17 protein-coding genes are annotated in these 24,336 nt (G+C 69.6%); 6 read left to right on the forward strand and 11 right to left on the reverse strand.

All coding sequences use genetic code 11. The features are described from left to right. The first annotated feature begins 17 nt into the window (after positions 1-17). Positions 18-1,607, forward strand: coding sequence for a DUF1996 domain-containing protein (locus BFN33_RS35660; RefSeq protein ID WP_069764338.1), 1,590 nt, complete (start codon positions 18-20; stop codon positions 1,605-1,607). Between the two features lie 61 nt (positions 1,608-1,668). Here BFN33_RS35660 and BFN33_RS35665 read toward each other — a convergent pair whose 3' ends face one another. Next, positions 1,669-2,103 carry a hypothetical protein gene (locus BFN33_RS35665; protein WP_069764339.1) on the reverse strand — a complete coding sequence of 145 codons (435 nt, stop codon included), beginning with the start codon at positions 2,101-2,103 and terminating at the stop codon, positions 1,669-1,671. A 128-nt stretch (positions 2,104-2,231) separates the two neighbouring features. Here BFN33_RS35665 and BFN33_RS35670 point away from each other — a divergent pair, with 128 nt between their 5' ends. The 3 genes from BFN33_RS35670 (at position 2,232) to BFN33_RS35680 (ending at position 5,501) form a co-directional block, all read left to right on the forward strand. Further along, complete coding sequence (locus BFN33_RS35670) at positions 2,232-2,741, forward strand: tetratricopeptide repeat protein (RefSeq protein WP_256122941.1); 510 nt, start codon at positions 2,232-2,234, stop codon at positions 2,739-2,741. Between the two features lie 49 nt (positions 2,742-2,790). Continuing rightward, complete coding sequence (locus BFN33_RS35675; RefSeq protein WP_069764340.1) at positions 2,791-4,716, forward strand: hypothetical protein; 1,926 nt, start codon at positions 2,791-2,793, stop codon at positions 4,714-4,716. 95 nt (positions 4,717-4,811) lie between these two features. Beyond that, positions 4,812-5,501 carry a TetR/AcrR family transcriptional regulator gene (locus BFN33_RS35680; RefSeq protein ID WP_088245462.1) on the forward strand — a complete coding sequence of 230 codons (690 nt, stop codon included), beginning with the start codon at positions 4,812-4,814 and terminating at the stop codon, positions 5,499-5,501. Here the strand turns inward: BFN33_RS35680 and BFN33_RS35685 are convergent. The 9 genes from BFN33_RS35685 to BFN33_RS35725 all read right to left on the reverse strand — a co-directional run bounded on the left by BFN33_RS35685 (position 5,498) and on the right by BFN33_RS35725 (position 20,494). After that, a complete protein-coding gene (locus BFN33_RS35685; RefSeq protein ID WP_069764342.1) occupies positions 5,498-5,851 on the reverse strand; it encodes a 5-carboxymethyl-2-hydroxymuconate Delta-isomerase in 354 nt (117 codons plus the stop codon). The two genes, BFN33_RS35680 and BFN33_RS35685, sit on opposite strands and share 4 nt — an antisense overlap. Before the next feature lie 28 nt (positions 5,852-5,879). Further along, positions 5,880-7,499, reverse strand: a complete 1,620-nt coding sequence (locus tag BFN33_RS35690; RefSeq protein ID WP_069764692.1) for a fused response regulator/phosphatase — start codon at positions 7,497-7,499, stop codon at positions 5,880-5,882. A 73-nt stretch (positions 7,500-7,572) separates the two neighbouring features. Next, a complete protein-coding gene (gene pulA / locus BFN33_RS35695; RefSeq protein ID WP_069764343.1) occupies positions 7,573-12,972 on the reverse strand; it encodes a pullulanase-type alpha-1,6-glucosidase in 5,400 nt (1,799 codons plus the stop codon). A 125-nt stretch (positions 12,973-13,097) separates the two neighbouring features. After that, positions 13,098-14,480, reverse strand: coding sequence for an alpha-amylase family protein (locus tag BFN33_RS35700; RefSeq protein ID WP_069764344.1), 1,383 nt, complete (start codon positions 14,478-14,480; stop codon positions 13,098-13,100). A 122-nt stretch (positions 14,481-14,602) separates the two neighbouring features. After that, positions 14,603-15,169 carry a dihydrofolate reductase family protein gene (locus BFN33_RS35705; protein WP_069764345.1) on the reverse strand — a complete coding sequence of 189 codons (567 nt, stop codon included), beginning with the start codon at positions 15,167-15,169 and terminating at the stop codon, positions 14,603-14,605. A gap of 127 nt (positions 15,170-15,296) precedes the next feature. Further along, on the reverse strand, positions 15,297-16,958 hold the full coding sequence (locus tag BFN33_RS35710) for a glycoside hydrolase family 13 protein (protein WP_069764346.1): 1,662 nt from the start codon (positions 16,956-16,958) through the stop codon (positions 15,297-15,299). A gap of 208 nt (positions 16,959-17,166) precedes the next feature. After that, complete coding sequence (locus tag BFN33_RS35715) at positions 17,167-18,075, reverse strand: sugar ABC transporter permease (protein ID WP_069764347.1); 909 nt, start codon at positions 18,073-18,075, stop codon at positions 17,167-17,169. Positions 18,076-18,088: 13 nt separating this feature from the next. Then, the gene (locus BFN33_RS35720) at positions 18,089-19,093 is read right to left on the reverse strand and encodes a carbohydrate ABC transporter permease (protein ID WP_069764348.1); all 1,005 of its coding nucleotides are present in this window, start codon (positions 19,091-19,093) and stop codon (positions 18,089-18,091) included. A 132-nt stretch (positions 19,094-19,225) separates the two neighbouring features. Further along, positions 19,226-20,494, reverse strand: coding sequence for an extracellular solute-binding protein (locus BFN33_RS35725; protein ID WP_069764349.1), 1,269 nt, complete (start codon positions 20,492-20,494; stop codon positions 19,226-19,228). Positions 20,495-20,853: 359 nt separating this feature from the next. On the opposite strand from BFN33_RS35725, the gene BFN33_RS35730 reads away from it, so the two are divergent. Together BFN33_RS35730 and BFN33_RS35735 are read left to right on the forward strand one after the other, a co-directional pair. Next, positions 20,854-21,888 (forward strand): LacI family DNA-binding transcriptional regulator, encoded by a 1,035-nt coding sequence (locus BFN33_RS35730; protein WP_305144239.1) that lies wholly within the window; start codon positions 20,854-20,856, stop codon positions 21,886-21,888. 131 nt (positions 21,889-22,019) lie between these two features. Next, positions 22,020-22,880 carry a phosphatase PAP2 family protein gene (locus tag BFN33_RS35735; protein WP_069764351.1) on the forward strand — a complete coding sequence of 287 codons (861 nt, stop codon included), beginning with the start codon at positions 22,020-22,022 and terminating at the stop codon, positions 22,878-22,880. Positions 22,881-23,390: 510 nt separating this feature from the next. Here BFN33_RS35735 and BFN33_RS35740 read toward each other — a convergent pair. Beyond that, positions 23,391-24,272 (reverse strand): LysR family transcriptional regulator, encoded by an 882-nt coding sequence (locus tag BFN33_RS35740; RefSeq protein WP_069764352.1) that lies wholly within the window; start codon positions 24,270-24,272, stop codon positions 23,391-23,393. Between the last annotated feature and the right edge of the window lie 64 nt (positions 24,273-24,336).

The following is a 24,336-nucleotide window of genomic DNA, read 5'->3' on the forward strand; positions in this document are numbered from 1 at the left end:
GAAGTCAGAGGAGTTCCATGGGACGCAATACACGTAAACGCCGCTCGTCGATGGCCAGCAAGGCCATAGCCGCGTCGGCGGCCCTAGCGCTCGGTGGGGGCGGGCTGATCTGGGCGAACTTCTACGCCTCGGCGCACGAGTCCAACAACAACGGCTGGTCTCAGAACCAGACCAAGGCCGCCGCCGCGCAGGTGGCGACCATCTCCTGCCCCGATGTCGGCCAGAAGCTGACGAATGTGCCTCAGCAGGCGCGTCAGGGTGTGGCCACCGAGCTGGCCAATCTGGACAAGCAGATCACCGAGGCCTACGCCAGGCTCGCCTCGACGCGACAGGCTCAGGCGGGTGACTCGGGCTTCGTCCAGAACGCCATCGTCGGCCCCCTGAAGGAGAAGCGGGCGGCCACGATCGACCGGATCCGCATCGACGTCCAGCGGGTCGGTGGCCAGTTCAACACGGCGCTCAGCCAGTTGGCCGCCTGCACCACGCAGAACGCGGCCCCGCAGACCAACGCCGGCGGGAACGGCGGCCAGCAGAACGGTGGCCAGCAGAACAACGGCGGTCAGCAGCAGAACGGCGGCCAGCAAAACAACGGCGGTCAGCAGCAGAACGGTGGCCAGCAGAACGGCGGTCAGCAGCAGGGCGGCCAGCAGCAGGGCAACGGCGGTCAGGGCGGCAACGGCCCGGTGGCGGCCGACTTCGTGGACATCACCAAGGTCCAGGGCAACGCCCAGCTCGGCGTGGGAGCCAACGGCCTTCCGGCCAACGGCAACTCGGGCTCGAAGGGCAGCTTCACCACCAAGTGCGGCACCAACGCGAACAAGAACCACAACACGGACAACGTGATCGTGGCTCCCGGTGTCGCCAACGGTGCCCACCACCTGCACGACTACGTCGGCAACCAGAGCAACGACGCCTTCGCGAGCGACCAGGAGCTGGCGGCGGCCACGACCACCTGCCAGAACCAGGGCGACAAGTCCTCGTACTTCTGGCCGGTGCTGCGCCTCCAGGACGGTTCGCAGGACTTCGACCAGAACAACGACGGCGGTGGCAAGGAAGGCAACGTCGGCAAGATCCTGCAGGCCTCCCAGGCGCAGATCAAGTTCGTCGGCAACAAGAAGGGCAACGTCGTCGCGATGCCGACCGCCCTGCGCATCATCACCGGTGACGCGAAGGCCTTCGTCAACGGCAACGCCAACGCCAACGTGAACTGGTCCTGCACCGGCTTCGAGAACAAGGTGCAGCTGCACGACAAGTACCCGATCTGCCCGCAGGGCAGCCAGGTGGTGCGCACGACCGACTTCCAGAGCTGCTGGGACGGTCAGAACATCGACAGCGCCAACCACCGCACCCACGTGGCGTTCGCCGCGGCCGACGGCAGTTGCGCCAACGGCTTCAAGGCAATCCCGCAGCTCCAGGTCCGGCTCGTCTACAACGTCCCGGCCCCGAAGCTGCAGAACGGCACGGTCGTCAACCCCTACGCGGTGGACACCTTCCCGGAGAACCTGCACAAGCCGATCACCGACCACAACGACTTCATCAACTTCTTCTCGCAGAACACGATGAACCAGATGGTCAACTGCATCAACACCGGCAAGAAGTGCCAGTGACGCACTGAGAAAGCCGGCGGTGAGAATCTCTCACCGCCGGCTTTCTCGTGTTCGCGCTTCCTCAGTGGGCCGAATGCGTGGCGCCCATCTTCGAGTGGTCCGTGCCCTCCTCGATGTCCCCGCCGAGCGTCTTGCGCAGCACCGTCACCGTCTTGGTGGTGTCACCGACGGCGACCCATTTGCGGCCGACCAGGAAGTGCCCGCCGTAGTCCTTGGCGCCGTTGATCCACTCGCGCTGGCCGCGGTCGGTGGCGAAGGTGGCGATGATGAACTTGCCGTCGGCGTCCTTGGACTTCTTGCACACCGCCTGGCGCAGTTCGTCGGCGTCGATCTGGATGTTGGGCGTGCACTTCACCTCGGCGGCCAGGTGCTCCAGACTGCCGGTGGCCGCGGAGGGCACCGCGGCGGCCTTCGCGTCACCGCCGGATCCGCAGCCCGCCAGCGCCAGCACCGCGGCCGCGCCGGTCAGCGCGAGCATCGGTCGGGTCAACCTCATCTGTTCCTCCGGTCACGGGTCACCTCGGACGGGCCCCGGCGGGGGTCCGTCTCCTCCCATACGGCTGCGAGGCGCGGGACGCTCAAATTCTGGTGTCACCACGGGTACGGCTGTGCGAAAGTGTGCCGGTGAACGAGGACTGGGAACAGCGCGTGGTCGCCGCCTGGGCGACGTTGGACGAGTATCCGGAGGAACGGGCGGCCGAGTTCCGGGCCCTGATCGACGCGCTCGTGGCCGAGCTGCCGGACGGCAGTCCGCTCGGTCTGTTCGAGCAGGCCTCCGCCTGGGACTCGACGGGGCACTCGGACAAGGCGGTCCCGCTGTACCGGGAGGCGCTCGCGCGGGGGCTCAGCCGGGAGAGCGGCTACAAGGGGCGGCGCGCCAAGATCCAGCTGTCCAGTTCGCTCCGGAACACGGGGCAGGCGGAGGAGGGCGTCAAGCTGCTCACTCCCGAACTGGACGGCCCGTCCGACGAGTTGGACGATGCCGTACGGGCCACCTTGGCGCTGTGCCTGTCCAGCCTCGGCCGGGACCGCGAGGGACTGTCGCTGGTCCTGGGTGCGCTCGCCCCGCATCTGCCGCGCTACCAGCGCTCGATGGCCCGCTACGCCCGCGCGCTGGTCGAACCGGAGGACTGATTCACCCGGGGGGCGGTGACCAACCAACGATTCGCTCGTTCTGCTGAACGTGCAGTCACAGGATGTCGCCCCGCGCCCCGCACCCGCTTCCGGCTCCGCCTCCGACCCCGTCGTCGACGTCGAACAGGCCGAGGCCGCGCTCGTCGAGCACTATCCCCGGCTGGTCCGGCTCGCCTATCTGGTGCTGCCGCCGGGCCTCGGCCGCAACCGGCGGGTCCTGACCGCGCACGCCCTCACCCAGCGTGCCCTGCCCCGGGGCCGCACGGCGACACCCGTGATCCCGGCCCAGTCGGACGGCCGCGAGGGCGACCCCGGCTACGCCTTCGTCCGCCTCCAGGTGGTGCGTACGGCCCTGGAGGCGGGCCTGCCGCTCCGGCGCAGGGCGTGGCCCAAGCGTTCCCAGCTCCCGCCGCTGCTCCCCCAGGTGTGGGGCCTGCGGCTCTTCCCGCGCTCCGGGGGCGCCGACGAACTCGCCCTGGACCAGCGCCTGTCGGCCCTGACGGGACCGGCCCGTGCCGCCTACGTCCTGCGCGGCCTGGAGAAGCTTCCCGACAGCGACGTACGCGGTCTGCTGACGGCGGCGGGCGTGGCGGACGCGGACGCGGCCCTCGACGAGGCCGACTCCGCGCAGGCCGAGTACGCCCTGCTCGACTCCCCCGAGTTCGACCCCTGCTCGCTCCAGGCCCGGCCCACCGACCTGATGCGGCGCAGGCAGCACATGAAGGCCGCGCTCGCCGCCGCGGCGGCCGTCGCCGTGTGCGGGGCGCTGCTCGGCATGCCGGGCGACGGCTGGGGACCGGACGGCGCGGCCGCACCCCCTTACGCGCAGAACCCCGCCGCCAAGGCAGCCCTGGACCCGGCCCTGCTGCTGAAGGTCCCGGCCGCCGCGTGGGAGTCCTCCGCCCGCACCGACTTCTCCGTGTGGCCCGCGCGCGGCGACCTCACCGGCGACTCGGCCCTCCTGCGCCGCGCTCTCGCTGTCTGGGCCCGCCCCGGCGAGACCGTCCAGGTCTCCGCGACCCCCGGCACCCCCTCGGGCGGCCCCTCCGGCCCGCCGCAGCTGCTGTACGCCGGAACCGTTGACAACGCGCGCGTGGTGATCCTCTACGACGGTCTGCGCATCGTCCGCTACGCCGAACCGCGGGACAACGCGAAGGGCGCCGCCCTCGACTTCGCGCGGGTCGACGGCGCCGACCGGGCGGAGGCGAGCGCGGTCGTTCTGGGCCGGGCCGACGGCAACGTCCGCTATCTGACGGCCCCTTGGGTGACCAAGGCCGCCGACCGGGACCTGCTGAAGCCGGGCTCCGACGCCACGGGCCTCGCGCTGACCGGCGGCACCACCGCGCCGATGGCGGGCCCCGCGCAGAGCGGCCCCTGCACCTCCTGGAACGTGCTCCAGCTGACGGACGCCTCCGGCACCCGGCTGCTGACCGACCTCGGCGAACTGGTCCCGGCCCGCCTCACCACCGGCCGTCCCGGGTCCGTGAAGGACGCGTCAGGCGCGGGCGCGCTGCGCGCCTGGGCGCCGTACGCCTGCTCGCTGGGCGCGATGCGCTCCGCGGGCGTGCGCAGTGTGAACACCTGGACGTACGCGGCGCAGCCGCTGCCCGACGCGAGCGGGACGGCCGACTGGGTGTGCACCCGGGCCGAGACCTGGCAGGGCGGCGGGGAGCGGGTGCTGGCCCAGTTCCACACGCCCGGCGGACGGTACGCGGCGGTCGCGGCGAAGGCCGAGAACGTGCCGGCGTGCGGGGCGAAGGATCCGCAGGTGCTGGCCGGGGTGCTGTGGAAGTCGGGGACCGGTACCTGGTACCTGCTGGCGGCGGGGAGCCGGGGCACGTCCTCGGTCAACGCGTCGGGCGGGATCCGTGCGACGGCGAACGGCAATCTGCTGGCCGCGAAGGCGAAGCAGGGGGCCCAGGCCGAGCTGAAGGGGACCCTGGTGGACGGGCGGGCGGTCAGCGGGCTCCGGTAGAGCTGGTCGATGTGCCCGCAGTGGCGTGCGTGTATGTGAAAGCCGCTGGTCGATCCAGCCCGTTCCAGGCCGGATCCGATCGGTAAGGTGTTCGTATGACTACCGGGGTCCGTCGAAGAATGGGCGTCGAGGAACGGCGTCAGCAGTTGATCGGCGTCGCCCTCGAACTGTTCGCCCGCCGCTCGCCCGACGAGGTCTCCATCGACGAGATAGCCGCGGCGGCCGGTATCTCGCGGCCACTGGTCTATCACTACTTCCCCGGCAAACTCAGCCTGTACGAGGCCGCGTTGAAGCGCGCGGCGCAGGACCTGGCGAGCCGGTTCGAGGAACCGCACGAGGGGTCGCTGGGCGGTCGACTGCTGCGCGTGATGCGCCGGTTCTTCGACTTCGTGGACGAACACGGCCCGGGTTTCTCGGCGTTGATGCGCGGCGGGCCCGCGGTCGGCTCCTCGGCGACGAACGCGCTCATCGACTCCGTACGGCAGGTCGCCTATGAGCAGATCCTGTCGCATCTGCGGGTGACGGACCCGCCCGCCCGGCTGGAACTGCTCATCCGCTCGTGGATCTCGCTCGTCGAGTCGACGGCCCTGATCTGGCTGGACGGCCGGCGCATCCCGCGCGCCGAACTGGAGACACAGCTCGTCCACGGCTTCGCCGCGCTGGCCGCGGTGAGCGCGGCCTACGACGAGGAGATGACCGCGCTGCTGCGCCACATGCTCAGGGACGAGCCGGCCGACGGCCCGTTCACCGACCTCGCCGCCCGGCTGATCGCGCTGGCCTCCTAGAGGACGGCCTTGGTGTAGGAGGGGTCCAGGTCGCGTACCTCGGCGGAGAGGTGCACGGTGAGGCCTTCCGCGGGGCCGACGTGCTTGCGCAGCAGTTCCACGACGGCCTCGGTGAGCTTCGCCTTGGTCTCCTCGGACCGTCCGGCGAGCAGGGCGAGCGTGACGTTCACGATCGCGTGGTTCCTGATCTCGCCGCCGACCGCCTCGTCCTCGGTGCGCAGGACGCGGGTCTTGCACGCCTCGAGCTTCGCGGCCGCCGTCTCGACGACGACCGGGTGCAGCGCCAGGGCGAACTCCTCCCAGTCGACATGGTCGAGATACGGGGAGTGTTCGACGGTGATCTGCGGCATGAGGACTCCTGTTCTACGACGGCACAGGTCACCCTAGCCGCAGCGCCAGCATGGCGATGTCGTCCTCCCGGTCGTGGCCGAAGGTGTCCAGGAGGGTGTCGCACAGGGCGTCCAGGCCGGGCAGGGCGCCGGAGGAGGCCGCGCGCAGGTGTTCCAGGGAGGCCGAGAGGTCGGTCCCCCGGGTCTCGATGAGGCCGTCGGTGACCATGAGGAGCCGGTCGGTGGGTTCGAGGAACAGCTCGGTGGCCGGCGGATGGGGCAGGCCGACCCCGAGCAACGGTCCCGCCGCCTTGGCGTAGTCGGCGGTGCCGGTGTCGCGGACGATCAGCGGCGGGATGTGGCCGGCGTTGGCGATCCGGGTGCGCCCGGTGTCCGGGTCGATCAGGGCCAGGCAGACGGTGGCGGTGGTGTCGGGGTGGTAGCGCTGGAGCGTCCGGTCCAGGCGCTCGGCGAGCACGGCCGGATCGCTCTCGTCCACGGCGTAGGCGCGCAGCGCGTGCCGGAGCTCGACCATGACGGTCGCCGCGTCCAGCGAGTGCCCGACGACGTCGCCGACCGCGGTGAGCACTCCCTCGTCCACGCGCAGGGCGGCGTAGAAGTCGCCGCCGATCTCGGTCTGCCGGGAGGCGGGGACATAGCGGACCACGACGTCGATGCCCGGCAGTTCCGGCAGCCGGTGCGGCTGGGGCAGGAAGCTGTGCTGGAGGGTGAGGGCGACATGCCGCTCGACCTTGTACATGAGCAGCGGCTGGGCGGCGAGCGCGGTGGCCTGCGCCAGCTGGGCCAGCAGGGTCTCGCCTTCCAGGCCCACCCTGCGCATCCCGCGCGCGGGCGCGGCCAGGCACACCGGTGCCCGGCCGTCCTGGGTGACGACGAGCGCGAGCCGGGCGTCGTGCTCGACGCCGGGCCGGAAGAACCCGGCGGGCCACAGCGGCGCGGGCACGGTGGTGAGCTGCACCCCGGCCTGCCCCCGGGTGAGCCGGCGCAGCAGGGCGGCCACGGCCCGGTCGGCGTCCTCGTCGGGCAGGGCGACGGGGATGCGGTCGCGGGACAGGCCGCGGTAGAGCATGTCCTCCTGGTCGAGGACGAAGACGGCGCCGGGGGTGCCGGTGAGCCGCGAGAGGCCCTCGGCGGCCGCGTCGGAGAGCTCCTGCAGGGTGCGCGCCGACTGGATGGTGACGATCGTCTCGGACAGCAGGGTGAGCCGTCGTACCAACGCCCGGTCACCGGCCCGCAGTTGCGCGTTGCGTACGGCGGCCCTGACGACCGCCTCGATCTCCAGGGGCTCGGCGGGCACCTTCAGATAGGCCTCGACCCCCATGTCCATGCCCGCGCAGTGCACGGCCGGGGGCACCGCGGAGGCCGAGAAGTGGACCACGGGCATCCGGGCCGTGTGCGGGCGTTCCTTGAACAGCCGGCACAGGTCGAAGCCGCTCATGTCGGGCAGCCCCACGTCGACGAGGGCCACGTCCGGCAGGGTGCCCTTGCGCAGCCGTGTGTCGAGTTCGGCCAGGGCCTCGCCGCCGGTGGCGACGGGTATGACGCGATGGCCTGCCCGGCTCAGCACGGTGCCCATGGCGTACCGGCTGGCCTCCGCGTCGTCCACGACCATCACGGTCGTGCCTGTCAGCTTGCCTTTTGCATCCATCTGTCCGCCCTCGGGCAACACCGGTGGAGCAGAGCGGGGTTCGGGCTCTGCTCCACCAAGGTAATGCCTTCAGCTACGGATGGCGGATGAAAACGGCCACGGTCCGTCCCGGAACGGCGAACGTGCCCGATTTCCGCTCGTAGGACGCGCCCTTGACGGTAGAGTCCGCGCCCGCCACCTGCACGGGATGCAGTTGGTATGTGCTCCCGGCAAGAGCCTCGACCCGCTGGCTCTGCGCGTTCGGCGTCGCGTTGAACACGACGACGAGGTCACCCAGTTCCATCGTGATCACACCGGGCGTCTCGTCCTTCCCGGACAGCGGGAAGGACAGCCTCGACTGCACCTGCTGCGCCGTGCCGAGCGAGAACGCCTTCTCCGTCGTACGGATCCGCAGCAGGTCCCGGTAGGCGGCCGAGGCCCCCTGGATCTGTGCGCAGCCGACCTTCACCGAGCCCAACAGCGGCTTGGCGTACGGCCACTTGGACGCGTTGTCGGCTGCCATGGGCAGTCCGCGGCCGAACCCGTTGCCGTCCTGGCAGTTCCAGTGGATCGCGTTGAACCAGTCGCCGCTGTCGAAGGAGTTGCGGTCGAGGGACTTGGAGCGCAGCAGGTCGGTGCCGGCCTGGGAGAGCGACGGGCCCTGCGAGAGGGCTGCCGTGGCCATGGCGAGGACCTGCATCCGGGCCCGGTCGGCGGCGTTGGTGCCGGCGGGCAGCTTGTACGTCAGCGCGTCGAACAGCGACTCGTTGTCGTGCGCGTCGGCGTAGGCGAGGGCGTCGCCGGGGGTGTCCGCGTATCCGGCCGGCTGGCCGTTGTAGTCGACCTGGGCGCCGGTGACCTCCTTGCCTTCGGTGCTGGTGAAGGTGAACTGCTTGAGGTTGCCGGACAGGCCCACCTTGATGAGGTCCTGGTAGTGGAGCAGGCGGGCCTTCTGTTCCTGCGCGGTCCCGTTCGCGGTGGACGAGTTGGGGTCGGTGTACAGCCCGGACGCGAAACCCTGGACGCCGGGGTCCTCGTCGAAGGGCCCGCCGCCGCGTACGGCGTCACGGGCGCGGTCGGAGAAGGTCGCGATGCCCGTGCCGGCCATGTTCTTCTGCGTGGCCTGCACGAAGCGTGCGTCGTCGGCGACCTCGCCGAAGTTCCAGCCCTCGCCGTAGAGAATGATCTTCTTGCCGTCGACGCCGTCCTTCTTGAGGGTCAGCGCGTCGAGGGCCTTGCGCACGGCCAGAATGTTGGCCTTGGGGTGGTGGCCCATGAGGTCGAAGCGGAAGCCGTCGACCTTGTACTCCTTGGCCCAGGTGACGATCGAGTCGACGACCAGCTTGCCCATCATGGCGTTCTCGGTGGCCGTGTTCGCGCAGCAGGTGCTGTTGGCCACCGAACCGTCGGCGAGGAGCCGCTGGTAGTAGCCGGGGACGATCCGGTCGAGGACGCTGGTGGCGGCCTGTCCGCTCGCCGCGGTGTGGTTGTAGACGACGTCCATCACGACCCTCAGGCCGTCGTCGTTGAGGGACTTGACCATCTTGCGGAACTCGACCGTACGGCCGGTGCCGTCCGGGTCGGTGGCGTACGAGCCCTCCGGGACCGTGTAGTGGTACGGGTCGTAGCCCCAGTTGTAGGCGTCCTTCGCGGCGGCCGCGGAGACGCACTCCTGCTGTTTGTCGGAGTCGGCCGGGTAGGAGGCGAGGTCGCAGGCGGGGGTCGCCTGATCGGACTTCTTCTCGGGGACGGTCGCGATGTCGAAGACCGGCAGCAGGTGGACGTAGCTCGTCCCCGCCTTCGCGAGTTCGCGCAGGTGCGCGGAGCCGTCGCCGTCCTTGTCGGTGAAGGCGAGGTAGGTGCCCCGGTCCTTGGACGGCACGGTCTTGTCCGCCACCGAGAAGTCCCGGACGTGCAGCTCCTGGATCTCGGCGTCCTTGAGGGGCACGGCCTTCGGCTTGGTGTACGTCGACCAGCCGCGCGGCGCCAGGGACCTGTCGTCCAGGTCGACGACGAGGCTGCGCTCGGAGTCCGTGGTGAGGGCGACCGAGTAGGGGTCGGTCACCTTGTTGGTGACGACCTTCCGGACGCTGGGCGCCCAGACCTTCACGACGTACCGATAGGGCTTGCCCTTCCAGGACCTGGGGCCGGTGACGGACCACACGCCGGTGGTGGGGTCGCGTCGCATGTCCTTCAGGGTCCCGTCGAGCTCCAGTTTCACCGACTGTGCGGTGGGCGCCCAGACGGACAGCGTGGGGCGGCCGTTGTGGAAGGCCGGGCCCAGGTCCGCCTTCGTCGCGGCGGGATACAGGTCGTCGAGCACGCCGGCGATCTGGACGCCGGTCGCTGCCAGCGCAGCGCCGTTCCCGGCTCGTTGGGAGGCGACGAGCTGACCGTCGAGGGCCTCTCTCACGCGGTCGCGGTCACGGGGGTCGACGGACCAGGCCGCGTAGTCCTTCAGGTGCGGGAATTCGGCCTTCTGGGCGTCCGTGAGGGTCGTCCTGGTGAGCCGCAGCCACCTTTCGTCGTCGCTGGTCAGGGTTCCTCCGTCGACGGCGATCGAGCCGTCGTGGGAGTACAGCAGCTGGGTGGAGGCGGCCGCCTCGGAGCCGTTCCAGGCGACCGTGTTCCGGTCGATCCAGACGGCCTTGGAGGTGGTCAGGTCGAGCGCGGCGGCGGACCCGGCGGGCTGCGGGAGCAGATACTTCTCCTGGCCGTTCAGCAGCCACACCTCGTGGCCGTTCGCCGTGAGGTCCAGGGACTGGTCGGTGGGCAGGTCCTTCTCGTCACCCTTGTGGATGATGTAGCTCAGGCTGGAGGCCCCTTCGGCCAGCGGTACCTCGAAGACCGCGCCATAGGCGTCGGTCCGCACCGGCTCCAGCGGCTTCGACCAGTCCGTGGGGTGCGCGGCACCCGTCCAGGTGTGCAGACCCCAGCCGTCGTAGTTCCCGTCGGCGCGGTGGTAGTGGATGACGGCCTTGGTTTTGTCCTGCGCCGGGTAGTCGGGCCGCTGCGTCCGTACGGCGTCCTTGCCCTGCTCGATCCACACCTCGCCGGTCCTGGTGACGTCGATCGTGCGGTCGGCGGAGACGTCCTTGTCGCCGTCCTTGTCGATGACGAGGAAGCCGACGTTCGAGGCGCCCGGCTTCAGCTTGACGTAGGCGAAGGCGCCGTACGCGTCCCGGCCGGCGAACGGGTGGCTGTCGGGCCAGGTGGTGGACTCGCCGTCGGCGAGGTCGCCCCAGGCGTACAGACCCCAGTCGTCGTAGTCGCCGTCGGCGCGCCGGTAGTGGACGACCGCGTAGTCGCGGGAGGAGGCGGTGGGGGGCTCCTCGGCGGGCGCGGTGCCGGTGACGGACTGCGCCGTCGCCGAAGCGGTGCGTCCCGTCGAGTCGACGACAACGGCCTTGTAGCGCAGGGCCGTTCCGGCCGGAACCGTCTTGCCGATGGTCTGGGTGACCTTGTACGGCGCGTGGTCGGCGGAGCCGAGCGTCTGCCACTTGCCGCCTCCCACCTGGGCGGCGAAGACGACCCGGTTGAGCTGTCCGCCGTCCACGTCGGCGGTGAGCTCGACGGTGCCGGTGGCACCGGCGGCCGGGGCCTTGAGGGTGACCGTCGGCCTGGTGGCGGGCGGTGCGAGCTCGCCGGCCGCCTTCAGGACGATCGCCGAGCCGGCGGGGACGGTGACGGTGATCTTCTTGTCGGCGTCGGAGGTGACGCTCGAGGCACCGCCGTAGATCCCCTTGAACGCCATGTTCGCCGAGCCGGTCGCGAACGTCGCCGACTTGGCCTCGCTCGCGTTGTTGAAGGCGACGACGTACTCGGACTTCCCCTGCGTACGGGAGAAGGCGCAGACCCCGGCCCCGTCAGCCGCGTACCGCTCCTCCTGGACCCCGTCCGTGAGTGCCGGGTTGGCCCTGCGGAGCTTGGACAGAGCGCTGATCTGCGCGTACAGCGGGGCGCTGGTGTCGTAGGCGTCGCTCGCGTGCGTGCGGTCGGTGCCGATCTCGTCGTCGTCCAGGTAGTCGGCCGTCCTGGACGCGAACATCGTCTGGCGGGCGTCCTTGTCGCCGCCGGCGCCGGTGAAGCCCTGTTCGTCGCCGTAGTAGACGACGGGGTTGCCGCGGCTGAGGAACATCAGCTCGTTGGCGAGCCTGTCCTTGGCGAGGAGCTCGGCGTCGGTGGCCTTCGGGTTGTCCTGGTTCAGGAAGTACCCGATGCGGCCCATGTCGTGGTTGCCGAGGAAGGTGACCTGTTCGTAGGCGTTGGCCTTGTCGGTCGTGTACTTGTAGTCGTCGCCGAAGACACCCGCGAGTTTCTGCGCGCTGCCGCCCTGGGAGGCGTACTGCCGTGCGGCCTCCTGGAAGGGGAAGTCCAGCGTGGCGTCGAGACGGCCCTGGGTGACGTAGGGCGAGGTGATCGACGTGTCGGCGGAGTACACCTCGCCGAACATGAAGAAGTCCTTGCGGCCCTGTCTGGCGGCGTAGGCGTCGAGGGCCGTGGCCCACTGGGTCCAGAACTCCATGTTCACGTGCTTCACGGTGTCGATCCGGAAGCCGTCGATGTCGAAGTCCCTGACCCAGCGCTGGTAGATCTTCTCCATGCCGGAGACGACCTCGGGACGCTCGGTCCACAGGTCGTCGAGGCCGGAGAAGTCGCCGTAGGTCGTCGACTCACCGGCATAGGTCGAGTCGCCGCGGTTGTGGTACATCGTCGGGTCGTTGAGCCAGGACGGGACCTTGGCGCCCGCGCCGGTGACCGTCGGCGTGCGCGGGAAGGAGTCGGCGTCCACGGACGGGAAGGCCCGGGAGCCGTCGGCGTAGTCGGCGTCGTCGAAGGGTTCCCCGTCCTTCGTCAGATACGGGAAGGCGCCCTTGGAGAGGTAGTCGTAGGACTTCTCCTCGTAGTCGACGACATCGGCGGTGTGGTTGGTGATGACGTCGAAGAAGACCTTCATGCCCTTGGCGTGGGCCTTGGAGATGAGGGTCTCCAGGTCCTTGTTGGTGCCGAAGTGCGGGTCGACCTGGGTGAAGTCCGTGATCCAGTAGCCGTGGTAGCCGGCGGAGGCGTTGGCTCCCGTGCCCTGGACGGGCCGGTTCTTGAAGATCGGGGCCATCCAGATGGACGTGGTGCCCAGGCCCTTGATGTAGTCGAGCTTCCGGGTCAGGCCCTTGAGGTCACCGCCCTGGTAGAAGCCCTTGTCTGTGGGGTCGTAGCCGGTGCTCAGCCGTGAACCGGTGAGCCCGCCCCGGTCGTTCGAGGTGTCGCCGTTGGCGAAACGGTCCGGCAGGACGAAGTAGAACTGCTCACGGGTGTCGTCGTGCCGGGCCGGTTCCGCGGCGAGCTTCGCGTCGGAGGGCGGTGGCGGCGGGGTGTCCGCCCGGGCGGAGAGCGGCTGGACGAGCGCTGCGGCCAGCGCGGTCACGGTGACCGCGGCGACCCGTCCTGCGTGTGCGGTACGGCGCCTCGCCGGCACCGGCCATCTCGGTATCACTGACGTGGACTCCTTGCGATGACGGCTCTGTGGGTCCGACCCCGCGCGACCGTATCGCCGCCGTAAGCCTTACAGCAATAGTCCTGAAACAGCCGGTAAGAATTTTCAGTGTTTCCGTGAGTCGCTCAGCAGGTGGACTTGCCCGCGTAGATCGCCAGTGCTGTGTTGGACCCGAGCGTGGCCGTGAACTGACCGTTGGCGCCGACCGTCACGCTCGTGTTGTTCTGCACGTTGCAGTACGTCCCGGCGGGCAGCGAGGTCTGGTAGGTCCGGCTCAGGCTGCCGGACTCGTGGTTGATGGCGACGTAGCCCTTGGCGCCCCGCCCGAAGGCGATCGCGTCGCCGCCGTTGTCCCACCAGTTGGTGACCGACTCACCGCGGGTGGCGTTGCGGAAGGCGACCATGCGCAGGATCTCCGGCCAGGCGTGCTGGCACTTCCAGCCGTCCTGCCAACAGGCGTTCACGGAACCGTTGTTGGGCGGCCCCGCGTCCGTGGCGGACCATTCGTAGCCGGAGTTGATGTCCGGGGCGCCGTAGGGGTAGGCGAGCATGAAGACGTTGGCGAGGGTGTAGTTCGCGCCGTCCTTGTAGTTGAGCGTGGAGCCGTTGCGCTCGGTGTCGTGGTTGTCGACGAAGACGCCGGCCACCGAGCTGCTCAGGTACCCCCAGCCCTCGCCGTAGTTCTTCAGGTAGGCGAGGTTCTCGTTGTTGAAGACGCGCTTGAGGTCGTAGGCGTAGCGGAACTCCTGGACGTCCCCGTTGCCCGTGTACTCGGTGGGCTGGACGGCCTCCCCGCTGCCGTAGATGACCTCCTGCTTCCAGTAGACGGAGGGGTTCGACAGACGCGACTTGATGTTGGCGAGGTCGGCGGCCGGGATGTGCTTGGCCGCGTCGATGCGGAAGCCGTCGACGCCGTAGCCGAGCAGGGAGTTCATATAGCCGGCGATGGTGGCGCGGACGTACTCCTCGCCGGTGTCCAGGTCGGCGAGGCCGACGAGTTCGCAGTTCTGGACGTTGGCGCGGTTGGTGTAGTCGGTGATGCTCGACGTGCAGTCGTCCATGTCGTACGAGGAGTACAGGCCGGGGTAGTTGTACTTCGTGTACGACGATCCGCCGGTACCGGTGCCGCTGCCCGCGGACATGTGGTTGACGACGGTGTCGACGACGACCTTCACACCGGCCGCGTGGCACGTACTGACCATGTTCTTGAAGGCGGTGGCGTCACCGAGGCGCCCCGCGATCCGGTAGCTCACCGGCTGGTACGAGGTCCACCACTGCGAGCCCTGGATGTGCTCGGCGGGCGGGGAGACCTGCACGGAGCCGTATCCGGCGGGGCCGAGGGTGTTGGTGCACTCCTTGGCGACGGAGGCGAAGTTCCATTCGAAGAGGACGGCGGTGACGTCCTTGGTGCCGGGCGGGGAGGCATGGGCGGCCTGGGGGGCCAGCACGGCCGCCGCGGCGAACGCGGTGGCCGTGGCGACAGCGGATGCGGTCCATCTCGATATCACGTGGGGGTTCTCCTTGCCTGACGGCCAGGCGTCTTTGCCTGGCGCCGGCGAGAACGTACCGCTGGCGAAATGTTTACAGCAAGACTCTTGAAAGCAGAAGAAAGAACTTTCACCTACTCTGCTCAGCGCTGGCTGGCGGGCTTGCCCGGCAGGTCGCCGCGACTGCCCCGGCAGGAGTAGACGATCTCCACCGCCCCTCCGGGCAGGGCGCGTTGGCTCTGGAAGGTCAGTCCGGTCTCGGGGCTGAGCGCGGGGGTCAGCTGCATGCCGCCGCCGAACAGCATGGGCAGGACGACCAGTTCGAGGCGGTCGAGCGCGCCGAGGGCGTGGAAGGTGCCGATCGTGCGCGGGCCGCCGATGAGATGGACGTCGCCGCCCCGGTTGGCCGCGCGGAGCTTCTCCAGCAGCCGTACCGGGTCGCTGTCGGTGGTGACGTGGTCCGGGGTACCGTCCGGGCGGTGCGAGCCGAGGACGAACACGTCGAGGTCGGGCCACGGCCAGCGGCTGTTGGTCAGCGCGGGCTCGAAGGTCGTACGGCCCATGAGCGCGGCCTCGCAGTCGGCCAGGAACTCCCGGATGCCGTGGCTCTGGCCGGAGACGAACGAGGGGTCGGCGGTCAGTGCGGGCCAGCCGCTCGGCGTGGTCACGTAGCCGTCGGCACTCATGCTCAGGCGGGCGCGGATCTGCATGGTCTCTCCTCGGATGCGGGGCGCTGTTCGCCCTTCCACCCAAGCGTCGATCGCGGGTCCCGCCGATCGACACGCCCGACAAAAAATCACCGGGCCCCCGTGTGGGCCCGGTGATCCCTGCCTGTGCTCAGGCCGTCGTCCACCACACCGTCGTGTCGGCCGGCACCTTCGCGTCGCCGTCGGCCTCGGCCACCTCGCCGCTCGCGAGGAGCAGACGGCCGTACGCCGGAGTCGTCACCGCTTCACCACCGGTGTTCGCGACGCAGACGAACTCGCCGCGCCGGAAGGCGAGAACGCCCTCGGGCGCCCGCAGCCACTCCACCGCGTCGCCGGCCCCCAGGTCGGGCTGGGCGCGGCGGACGGCGAGGGCCGTGCGGTACAGCTCCAGGGTGGAGTCGGGGTCGCCGGTCTGCGCCTCCACGCTCAGGTCCGCCCAGTCCGACGGCTGGGGCAGCCAGCTGCCGCCCGCGCCGAAGCCGTACGACGATCCCTCGCGCGTCCAGGGGATCGGCACCCGGCAGCCGTCGCGGAAGCCGTCCTGGCCGGCGCCGCGGAAGTACGCCGGGTCCTGGCGGACCTCGTCGGCCAGGTCGACGACGTCCGGGAGGCCGAGCTCCTCGCCCTGGTAGATGTACGCCGATCCCGGCAGGGCCAGCATCAGCAGCGTGGCGGCGCGGGCCCGGCGCAGGCCGAGGTCCCGGTCGCCCGCCGTGCGGATCTGGGTGCCGAGGCCGGGCGGGTTGGCGAAGCGGGTGGCGTGGCGGGTGACGTCGTGGTTGGACAGCACCCAGGTGGCCGGGGCGCCGACCGGACGCATCGCCTCCAGCGTGCGGTCGATGACCCCGCGCAGTGCCTCGGCGTCCCAAGCGGTGCTCAGGTACTGGAAGTTGAAGGCCTGGTGCAGCTCGTCGGGGCGGACGTAGTTCGCGGTGCGCTCGATGGTCGGGGTCCAGGCCTCGGCGACGAAGATCCGCTCGCCGGAGTACTCGTCGAGGATCAGTCGCCACTGGCGGTAGATCTCGTGGACGCCGTCCTGGTCGAAGAACGGCATGACATCGTTGCCCAGCAGCTTCACCTGGTCGTGGGATCCAAGGTCGGGAAGCCCCTCCGCCTTCACCAGGCCGTGTGCCACGTCGATACGGAAGCCGTCCACGCCCATGTCGAGCCAGAAGCGCAGGATCGAGCGGAACTCGTCACCGACGGCCGGGTGGTCCCAGTTGAAGTCGGGCTGCTCGGGGGCGAAGAGGTGCAGGTACCACTCCCCGTCCGCGACACGGGTCCAGGCCGGACCGCCGAAGATCGACTCCCAGTCGTTGGGCGGGAGTTCGCCGTTCGCGCCCTTGCCGGGGCGGAAGTGGTAGCGGTCTCGCAGCGGCGATCCCGGGCCCTCGGCGACCGCCCGCTTGAACCACTCGTGCTGGTCGGAGGAGTGGTTGGGCACCAGGTCGACGATGGTCCTGAGGCCCAGTCCGCGGGCGTCGCGGATCAGCGCGTCGGCGTCCAGGAGGTTGCCGAACATGGGGTCCACGGCCCGGTAGTCGGCCACGTCGTAGCCGGCGTCGGCCTGCGGGGAGGCATAGAAGGGGCTGAGCCACACGGCGTCCACGCCCAGGTCGCGCAGGTACGGAAGCCGGGTGCGGATGCCCTCCAGGTCGCCCATGCCGTCACCGTTGCTGTCGGCGAAGCTGCGCGGATAGACCTGGTAGATCACCGCGTCCCGCCACCAGTCGCTGCGCTGGGCTTTGGCGGAGGTCGATGCCGGGGCGGTGGCGTAGTACTGCTGGCTCATGGCGTCCTTGAAACGTAAGGGGGTCATGGGGGTCGTCAAGTGGCGAGGCGGCCGCAGTGACAGCGGGGTCGGATGGACACTACGGCCGCCTCGGGTATGGGGGTGTGGGGGCTTGCCCCCACAGGGGCGCGGGCCTGTATTCGATTTGCGGCTACCGCCGCGTGGGCGCGACCAGCCACGGCGGCGCCGCAGCCGAACGACGGTCGAGCTACCCCTTCGTGCCGCCCGCGGTGAGGCCGGTCACCAGGTTCTTCTGCACCAGGTAGAAGAACACGGACACCGGTATCGCGATCAGCACGGCCGTCGCGGCCATCAGGTTCCGCTGGGCGTCGTGCTCGCTCACGAAGCTCTGCAGACCGACCGCGAACGTGTACTTCGTGTCGGAGAGCATGAACGTCGAGGCGAACGCGACCTCACCGAACGCGGTGAGGAAGCTGTAGAACGCGGCGACCGCGAGCCCCGGCTTGGCGAGCGGCAGGATCAGCCGCGCGAACGTGCCGAAGGGGGTCAGCCCGTCGACGCGTCCGGCCTCGTCGATCTCGAACGGGATGGTGTCGAAGTAGCCCTTCAGCAACCACGCACAGTACGGCACCGCCGTCGAGCAGTACACGAGGACGAGTCCAAGGTAGGTGTCGATGAGCTGGAGGTCCGACAGCATCTGGTACATCGGCACCATGAGTACGGCCACCGGGAACATCTGCGTGACCAGGAGCACCCACATGAACTTCCGGTAGCCCGGAAAGCGCATACGGGACACGGCGTACCCGGTGGTCGCGGCGATCAGCACGCCGATCACGGTGGTGCCGAGCGAGACGATCAGCGAGCTCTTCAGCCAGTCGAAGAACGCGGTGTGCTGGAGGACGAACGAGTAGTTGTCGAACGTCATCTTCTTCCAGATGCCGCCCGGGTGGAGGTAGTCGTCCTTGTCCGGGCCGAGGGACAGGAAGACCAGCCAGAGGATCGGGAAGAGCGCGATCAGGCTCGCGACGGTCAGGATGCCGTGCGAGACGAGGGAGCCGGCGAGGCTCTTGTCACCGCGGCGGCGGATCCGTCCGGGTGCCTGCGCGGGCGCGGGCGGGGACAGCTCGGCGGAGCTCTCGACTGTGGTCGTACTCATGGGGACTCCTGCCTCAGATCGCGAGCTGCTGGTCATTGCGGTTGAGCCAGCGGCGGTAGAAGGAGGTGAAGACGATCAGGATGGCCAGCAGCAGGATGCCGTACGCGGCCGACTGGGCGAAGTCACGCGGCTGCTGTCCGAAGCCCAGGTAGTAGGCCCAGGTGACGAGGATCTGCGCGTCCGGCGCGGTGTTGCCGAACAGCAGGAAGATCACGGCGAACTGGTTGAACGTCCAGATGATGCCGAGCAGTACGACGGTGGAGCTGACGCTCCTGAGTCCCGGCAGGGTGACGTACCGGAACCGCTGCCAGGCGCTCGCGCCGTCCATCTCGGCGGCCTCGTAGAGGGAGGCGTCGATGGACTGGAGTCCGCCGAGCAGCGAGACCATCATGAACGGCACACCGCACCAGGTGTTGACCATGATCGCGGCGAACCGCTGCCAGAAGGTGTCCTCCAGCCAGGCCGGACTCGGCAGGTGGAGGGCGTCCAGCGCGGTGTTGATGACGCCGCCGTCGGCGAGCATGAAACGCCAGCCGAAGACGGTGACGAAGGTCGGCACGGCCCAGGGCAGCACCAGGATCAGCCGGTACAGCGTCCGTCCCCGCAGCTTCTGGTTGAGCAGCAGCGCGAGGCCGAGGCCGATGCAGTAGTGGAGGGCGACGCACACTGCCGTCCAGACGATCGTCCAGATGAAGTGCGACCAGAAACGGTCGTAGGCGGTGTCCCCCCACAGGATGTCGGCGTAGTTGTGCAGGCCGATGAACTTGTAGGTGGCGTCGATGTGGTTGACGCCGATGGTGCGGGCCGTGTTGAGGCTGTTGGCGTCGGTGAGCGTGAGGTAGACGCCGTAGACCAGGGGGTAGAGCACGAGGACGCCGAGGACGACCGCCACCGGGGTGATCATCGCGTAGGCGTACCAGTGCTTCTGGTAGCTCTGCTTCAGGCGTTGGCCCCGCCCGGGCCGCGGCGCGCGGTCACCGTGGCGTTTGCCGGTGGCGCGGTCGATGGCGACTGTCATGTTCGACACCTTCTGAAAGTTCTGCGGCTCTGAGAAGTGGCTGGGCCGAGCGGCCGGTCGGTGTGGCCGGCACAGGCCGGTGGCCGCCGGATCTGTCCTCCCGTGACCGGGAGATCCGGCGGCCACACGGGCTCACTTGCTGAAGTCCGGCACCAGCTTGGCCAGGGCGGTCTCCGCGTTGCCCAGGCCCTTGTCCAGGGACTCCTTGCCACCGGCGATCTTGAGCAACTCGGTGTCCAGCGGGGTCAGCAGCGAGCTGTACTCCGGCAGGGCCACGCGCGGCTGGGCGGAGGAGAGGACCGACTGGTATCCGGCGATGCCCGGGTCGGCCTTGACCTCGGCCGTGTAGGCGTCGTCGCGGGTGGGCAGCGTGGAGTTCTTCAGCGCGATCTGCGTCTGCGACTTCGCGGAGGTCATGAAGCCCACGAACTTCTCGGCCGCCTTCTGGTGCGCGGAGTCCGAGCCGGCGTAGACCGAGAGGTTGTGGCCGCCGGTCGGGGCGCCCGCCTTGCCGCTGGAGCCGGCCGGGACGGTGGCGATGCCGAGGTTGCTCTTGTCCGTGAAGGCCGAGCCCTTGTAGAAGTTGGTGATCTCCCACGGGCCCTGGATGATCGCGGCGACCTTGCCGTTGACGAACGCGTCCTGGATGTGGGCGTAGGCGTCGGCGGTGGTGTCGGCCTTGTGCAGGCCCTTGCCGGAGAAGAGGCTCAGCCAGGTGCCGTAGCCCTTCTTGGCGGCGTCCGAGTTCACCGTGATCTTCTTGGCGGCGGCGTCGACGGTGTCGGTGCCCTCGCCGTAGAGGAAGGTCTGGGCGTAGTAGGCCGCGGTGGAGCCCCAGTAGCCGTCGACGCCGGTCTTCGACTTGATCGTGGCGGCGGCGGCCTTCAGGTCGTCCCAGGTCTTGGGGGCCTCGACGCCGGCCTTCTCGAAGAGCTGCTTGTTGTAGACCAGGGCGAGGGTGTCGGTGACGAACGGCACGCCGTAGGTCTTGCCGTCGTACTGGGCCTGCTTGATCAGGTTCGGCTTGAACTTGGCCTGGTCGGCGAGGGCCTCGGTGCCGTCGAGGGGCAGGAAGTAGCCCTTCTTGGCGAAGGCGGGGGTCCAGCCGACGTCGGAGCGCAGCACGTCGGGGGCGCCACTCGCGCCGGCGGCCGTGTCGAACTTGTTCTGCGCCTGGTCGAACGGCACGTTGACGTACTTGACCTTGATGTCCTTGTTGGCGGCCTCGAAGTCCTTGATCAGGGCCTGGTACGTCGGCGCCTCATTGGTGGCGTTGGAGGTGTCCCACCAGGTGATGGTCACCGGACCGTCGGCCTTGTCGCCGCTGTCACTTCCGCCGCAGGCCGTCGCCGCGAGGGCGAAAGACGCCACCAGCGCGGTGGCCGCTATGCCACGCCGCATGAGTTCTCCTTGAGGGTGAAAGCCCGTGTGCTGCGGGGAGAGGTCCCGTGCCCTCCCCGTCTGCCGACTGCGCCTTTGCGGCCGCCGGGCGAGTGGGAACGTAACAGCGATGCAAGGCTTGCGAAAGAGCTTGCAGCAAAAAAGTGCAAGAGACTGCGGAAGTTACCCCCTCGTGATCCCTCGTCGACCGTCACGAGACCCTTGTTTTACGGGGCTGAGCGGGACGATTACCGGGTGTGCAAGACTCTGCAAGCTCTTGCCATCCTCCTCTCGGACGGGAATCATCCCCTTACGGGACAAGGGGCGCCGACCAGAACAGAGGGACCGCGATGACGATACGGCCGGTACAGTCCGGTGCCGTGACCACACGGCTAGCCGACATCGCTGCTCAGGCCGGGGTGAGCGAGGCGACCGTCAGCCGCGTCCTCAACGGGAAGCCGGGCGTCGCCGCCACCACCCGCCAGACCGTGCTCGCCGCACTCGACGTGCTGGGCTACGAACGCCCGGTCCGGCTGCGGCAGCGCAGCGAGGGCCTGGTGGGCCTGATCACCCCGGAGCTGGAGAACCCGATATTCCCGGCCCTGGCCCAGGTGATCGGCCAGGCGCTGACCCGGCAGGGCTACACCCCGGTGCTCGCCACCCAGACCCCGGGCGGTTCCACGGAGGACGAGCTCACGGAGATGCTCGTCGACCGGGGCGTGGCGGGCATCATCTTCGTCTCCGGGCTGCACGCGGACACCTCCGCGGACATGCAGCGCTATGAGCAGCTGCGGGCGCAGGGCGTGCCGTACGTGCTCGTGGACGGGTTCTCGCCGAAGGTGCAGGCGCCGTTCATCTCCCCCGACGACCGCGCGGCGATGGCGCTGGCGGTGACGCACCTGGTGTCGCTGGGGCACAAGCGGATCGGCCTCGCCCTCGGACCGAAGCGCTTCGTGCCGGTCCAGCGCAAGATCGAGGGCTTCGTCCGCACCATGCAGGACCTGCTCGGACTCCCCGCCGCGACCGTCGAGGAGGACCTCGTCCAGCACTCGCTCTACACCCTGGAGGGCGGCCAGGCGGCCGCGACGGCGCTCATCGACCGGGACTGCACAGCGGTGGTGTGCGCGAGCGACATGATGGCGCTGGGCGCGATACGGGCGGCCCGGCAGCGGGGTCTTGAAGTACCGCGGGACGTCTCGGTCGTGGGTTTCGACGACTCCCCGCTGATCGCCTTCACCGACCCGCCGTTGACGACGATCCGCAAGCCCGTGCCGGCCATGGGGCAGGCGGCGGTAAGGACGTTGCTGGAGGAGATCGGCGGAACTCCCGCGCCGCACAGCGAGTTCGTGTTCATGCCGGAGCTGGTGGTACGGGGTTCGACGGCTTCGGCACCCGGGGATCGCACTCGTCCGTAGGATGGAGACGCCGGGCTTTCACCAGTGCGCTGGTAGGAGAACGGGACACTCTTCCCGTCGTAGGACATGCGACCCGAACCCGACCGCGGGATGATCGGTGGGGTAAGGCATTTCTGGCAGACTTTAGGTCTATGGGTGACTCGACCGTGACCAGCCTGGAAGACCGCGAGACCGCGGCCGCTCCGGACTCCCTCACGGCCGCGGACCGGCCGGGTCTCCTCCGCCGCCTGCGCACTCCGCGCCGCCCGCGCCTCTGGTTCGAGATCCTGCTGATCGCGGTGAGTTACTGGACGTATTCACAGATCCGCAACGCGGTGCCGGAGCAGCGGACGGAGGCGCTGCGCAACGCCGACTGGATCTGGCGGATGGAGCACCATCTGGGCATCGCGGTCGAGGAGTCCGTCAACCACGCGGTGAACTCCGTGACTTGGCTCGTCGTCGGCATGAACTACTACTACGCGACACTGCACTTCATCGTGACGCTGAGCGTCCTGGTGTGGCTCTACCGCTGTCATCCCGGCCGCTATGCGGCGACGCGTCTGGTGCTCTTCGCGACCACGGGTGTGGCGCTGGTCGGTTACTACCTGTATCCGCTGGCACCCCCGCGGTTGATGAACGGCAGCCACTTCGTCGACACGGTCATGGTCCACCAGACCTGGGGCTCGATGGCCTCCGGCGATCTGAAGCACATGTCCAACCAGTACGCCGCGATGCCGTCCATGCACATCGGCTGGTCCGTGTGGTGCGGCCTGACGATCTTCGCGCTGGCGTCGGTGCCGTGGGTACGCGTCCTGGGCCTCCTCTACCCGACGGCCACGCTCCTGGTCATCGTCGCCACCGCCAACCACTTCTGGCTCGACGCGGTCGGCGGCATCCTGTGCCTGCTGTTCGGCTTCATGCTGGCGTGGATCTTGTACGGAGCACTGCCGTACGCATTGCCGAAGGCGGTACCGCCGAAGGCGAAGGCCACGCCGCACCCCGTCAAGACCTAGCCGCCGCTCCGGCAGGCACCGCGCGCCCCGGGCCTACGCCGGGGGGCTCCCCCCAGAACGCGCGGTGCTCCCAGTGCCCCAACCGGCACGGTGCGCCCCGTTGCACGCCCGGCACGCTCCCCCGCAGGCGGTGCCCCCATTCGCCGCACCGCGCGCCGCTCCCCCACCGGCCGCACGCCACGGCCCGTGAATGCCTGGCAGTCCCCTGGCCGGCGTCGCGCGCCCCGTGTCTACGCCGGGGGGCTCCCCCAGAACGCCCGGTGCTCCCAGTGCCCCGGCTGGCAGCGTGCGCCCCGTCGCGACGCCCGGCACGCTCCCCCGCAGGCGGTGCCCCCACTCACCGCACCGCGCGCCGCTCCCCCACCGGCCGCACGCCACGGCCCGTCAATGCCTGGCCAGTGCCCTGGCCGACGTCGCGCGCCCCGTCGCGGCGCCCGGCACGCTCCACCAGGGCGCGGCGCTCCCACTCGCCGCACCGCCCCCCACGGGCAAGCGCCGGCCGCCGGGGCACTAGCCTGCGGCCGCTTCGCGCAGTGCCTCGATGAAGGCCTCGAGTGCCGGTTGCGGCAGCGCGGTCTCGCGTACAGCCGCGTGGATCGCCCGCGACGGCTCCGGGGCCCGGATCTGCCGCACCGCCACGTCCGGATGCCGGCCCCCGAGCCCCAGCCGCGGGATCAGGGTCACCCCGAGTCCCGCCGCCACGAAGCCCTGTGCCGTGGCGTAGTCCTCGCTGTCCACGACGAAGCGCGGCTGGAATCCTGCCGTGGCACAGGCGGTGAGCTGGGCCTCGAGGCAGGGGCCGGGCCACTCGCTGCCGACCCAGGGTTCGTCGGCCAGGTCGGTTAGGTGAATCGATCGGCGGGCCGCGAGGGGATGCGCCGCGGGAAGCACGGCCAGGTACGGGTCGTCGAGCAGGTGCAGCAGTCGTACGCCGTCCTCGTCAGACGGTCCCACCACCAGCGCCAGGTCCGCCCGCCCCTCCCGTACGTCCGGCAGCGGGTCGGGGCCCGTCAGCTTCAGATCGATCTGCAGGCCGGGTTGTTCGGCCCGTAGCCGCGCCACCGCGGGGGCGACCAGATGGGCTCCGGCCGTGGCGAAGTAACGCACCGAGAGCCGGCCCGTGCGGCCCGCGAGAAGGTCCCCGAGGGCCGTCTCCGCCTCGGCGACCTGCCGGCCGATCGCGTCCGCGTACTCCGTGAGCAACAGCCCGGCGGCCGTGGGCCGCACACCCCGCCCGACCCGTTCGAGGAGCGCGGTCCCGGCCTCCTTCTCCAGTGCGGCCACCTGCTGGCTGATCGCGGAGGGCGTGTAGCCGAGGCGGGCCGCGGCGGCCGTCACGGAGCCGTTGCTCACCACGGCCGCCAGCATCTGCATACGTCGCACATCAAGCATGTACTCCAGCTTAATGATGCATCCAGGATCTTTCACTTGTCCTGATGGGTTGGGCCAGGGACCG

The organism is Streptomyces sp. LUP47B (assembly GCF_001746295.1).
GTDB lineage: Bacteria > Actinomycetota > Actinomycetes > Streptomycetales > Streptomycetaceae > Streptomyces.

What these genes read in the sequence shown, in the direction of transcription:
- BFN33_RS35660 (WP_069764338.1), top strand. Translation starts at nt 18, where the DNA reads ATGGGACGCAATACACGTAAACGCCGCTCGTCGATGGCCAGCAAGGCC.
- BFN33_RS35665 (WP_069764339.1), bottom strand. Translation starts at nt 2,103, where the DNA reads ATGAGGTTGACCCGACCGATGCTCGCGCTGACCGGCGCGGCCGCGGTG.
- BFN33_RS35680 (WP_088245462.1), top strand. Translation starts at nt 4,812, where the DNA reads ATGACTACCGGGGTCCGTCGAAGAATGGGCGTCGAGGAACGGCGTCAG.
- BFN33_RS35685 (WP_069764342.1), bottom strand. Translation starts at nt 5,851, where the DNA reads ATGCCGCAGATCACCGTCGAACACTCCCCGTATCTCGACCATGTCGAC.
- BFN33_RS35690 (WP_069764692.1), bottom strand. Translation starts at nt 7,499, where the DNA reads ATGGATGCAAAAGGCAAGCTGACAGGCACGACCGTGATGGTCGTGGAC.
- BFN33_RS35705 (WP_069764345.1), bottom strand. Translation starts at nt 15,169, where the DNA reads ATGCAGATCCGCGCCCGCCTGAGCATGAGTGCCGACGGCTACGTGACC.
- BFN33_RS35710 (WP_069764346.1), bottom strand. Translation starts at nt 16,958, where the DNA reads ATGAGCCAGCAGTACTACGCCACCGCCCCGGCATCGACCTCCGCCAAA.
- BFN33_RS35715 (WP_069764347.1), bottom strand. Translation starts at nt 18,075, where the DNA reads ATGAGTACGACCACAGTCGAGAGCTCCGCCGAGCTGTCCCCGCCCGCG.
- BFN33_RS35720 (WP_069764348.1), bottom strand. Translation starts at nt 19,093, where the DNA reads ATGACAGTCGCCATCGACCGCGCCACCGGCAAACGCCACGGTGACCGC.
- BFN33_RS35725 (WP_069764349.1), bottom strand. Translation starts at nt 20,494, where the DNA reads ATGCGGCGTGGCATAGCGGCCACCGCGCTGGTGGCGTCTTTCGCCCTC.
- BFN33_RS35735 (WP_069764351.1), top strand. Translation starts at nt 22,020, where the DNA reads ATGGGTGACTCGACCGTGACCAGCCTGGAAGACCGCGAGACCGCGGCC.
- BFN33_RS35740 (WP_069764352.1), bottom strand. Translation starts at nt 24,272, where the DNA reads ATGCTTGATGTGCGACGTATGCAGATGCTGGCGGCCGTGGTGAGCAAC.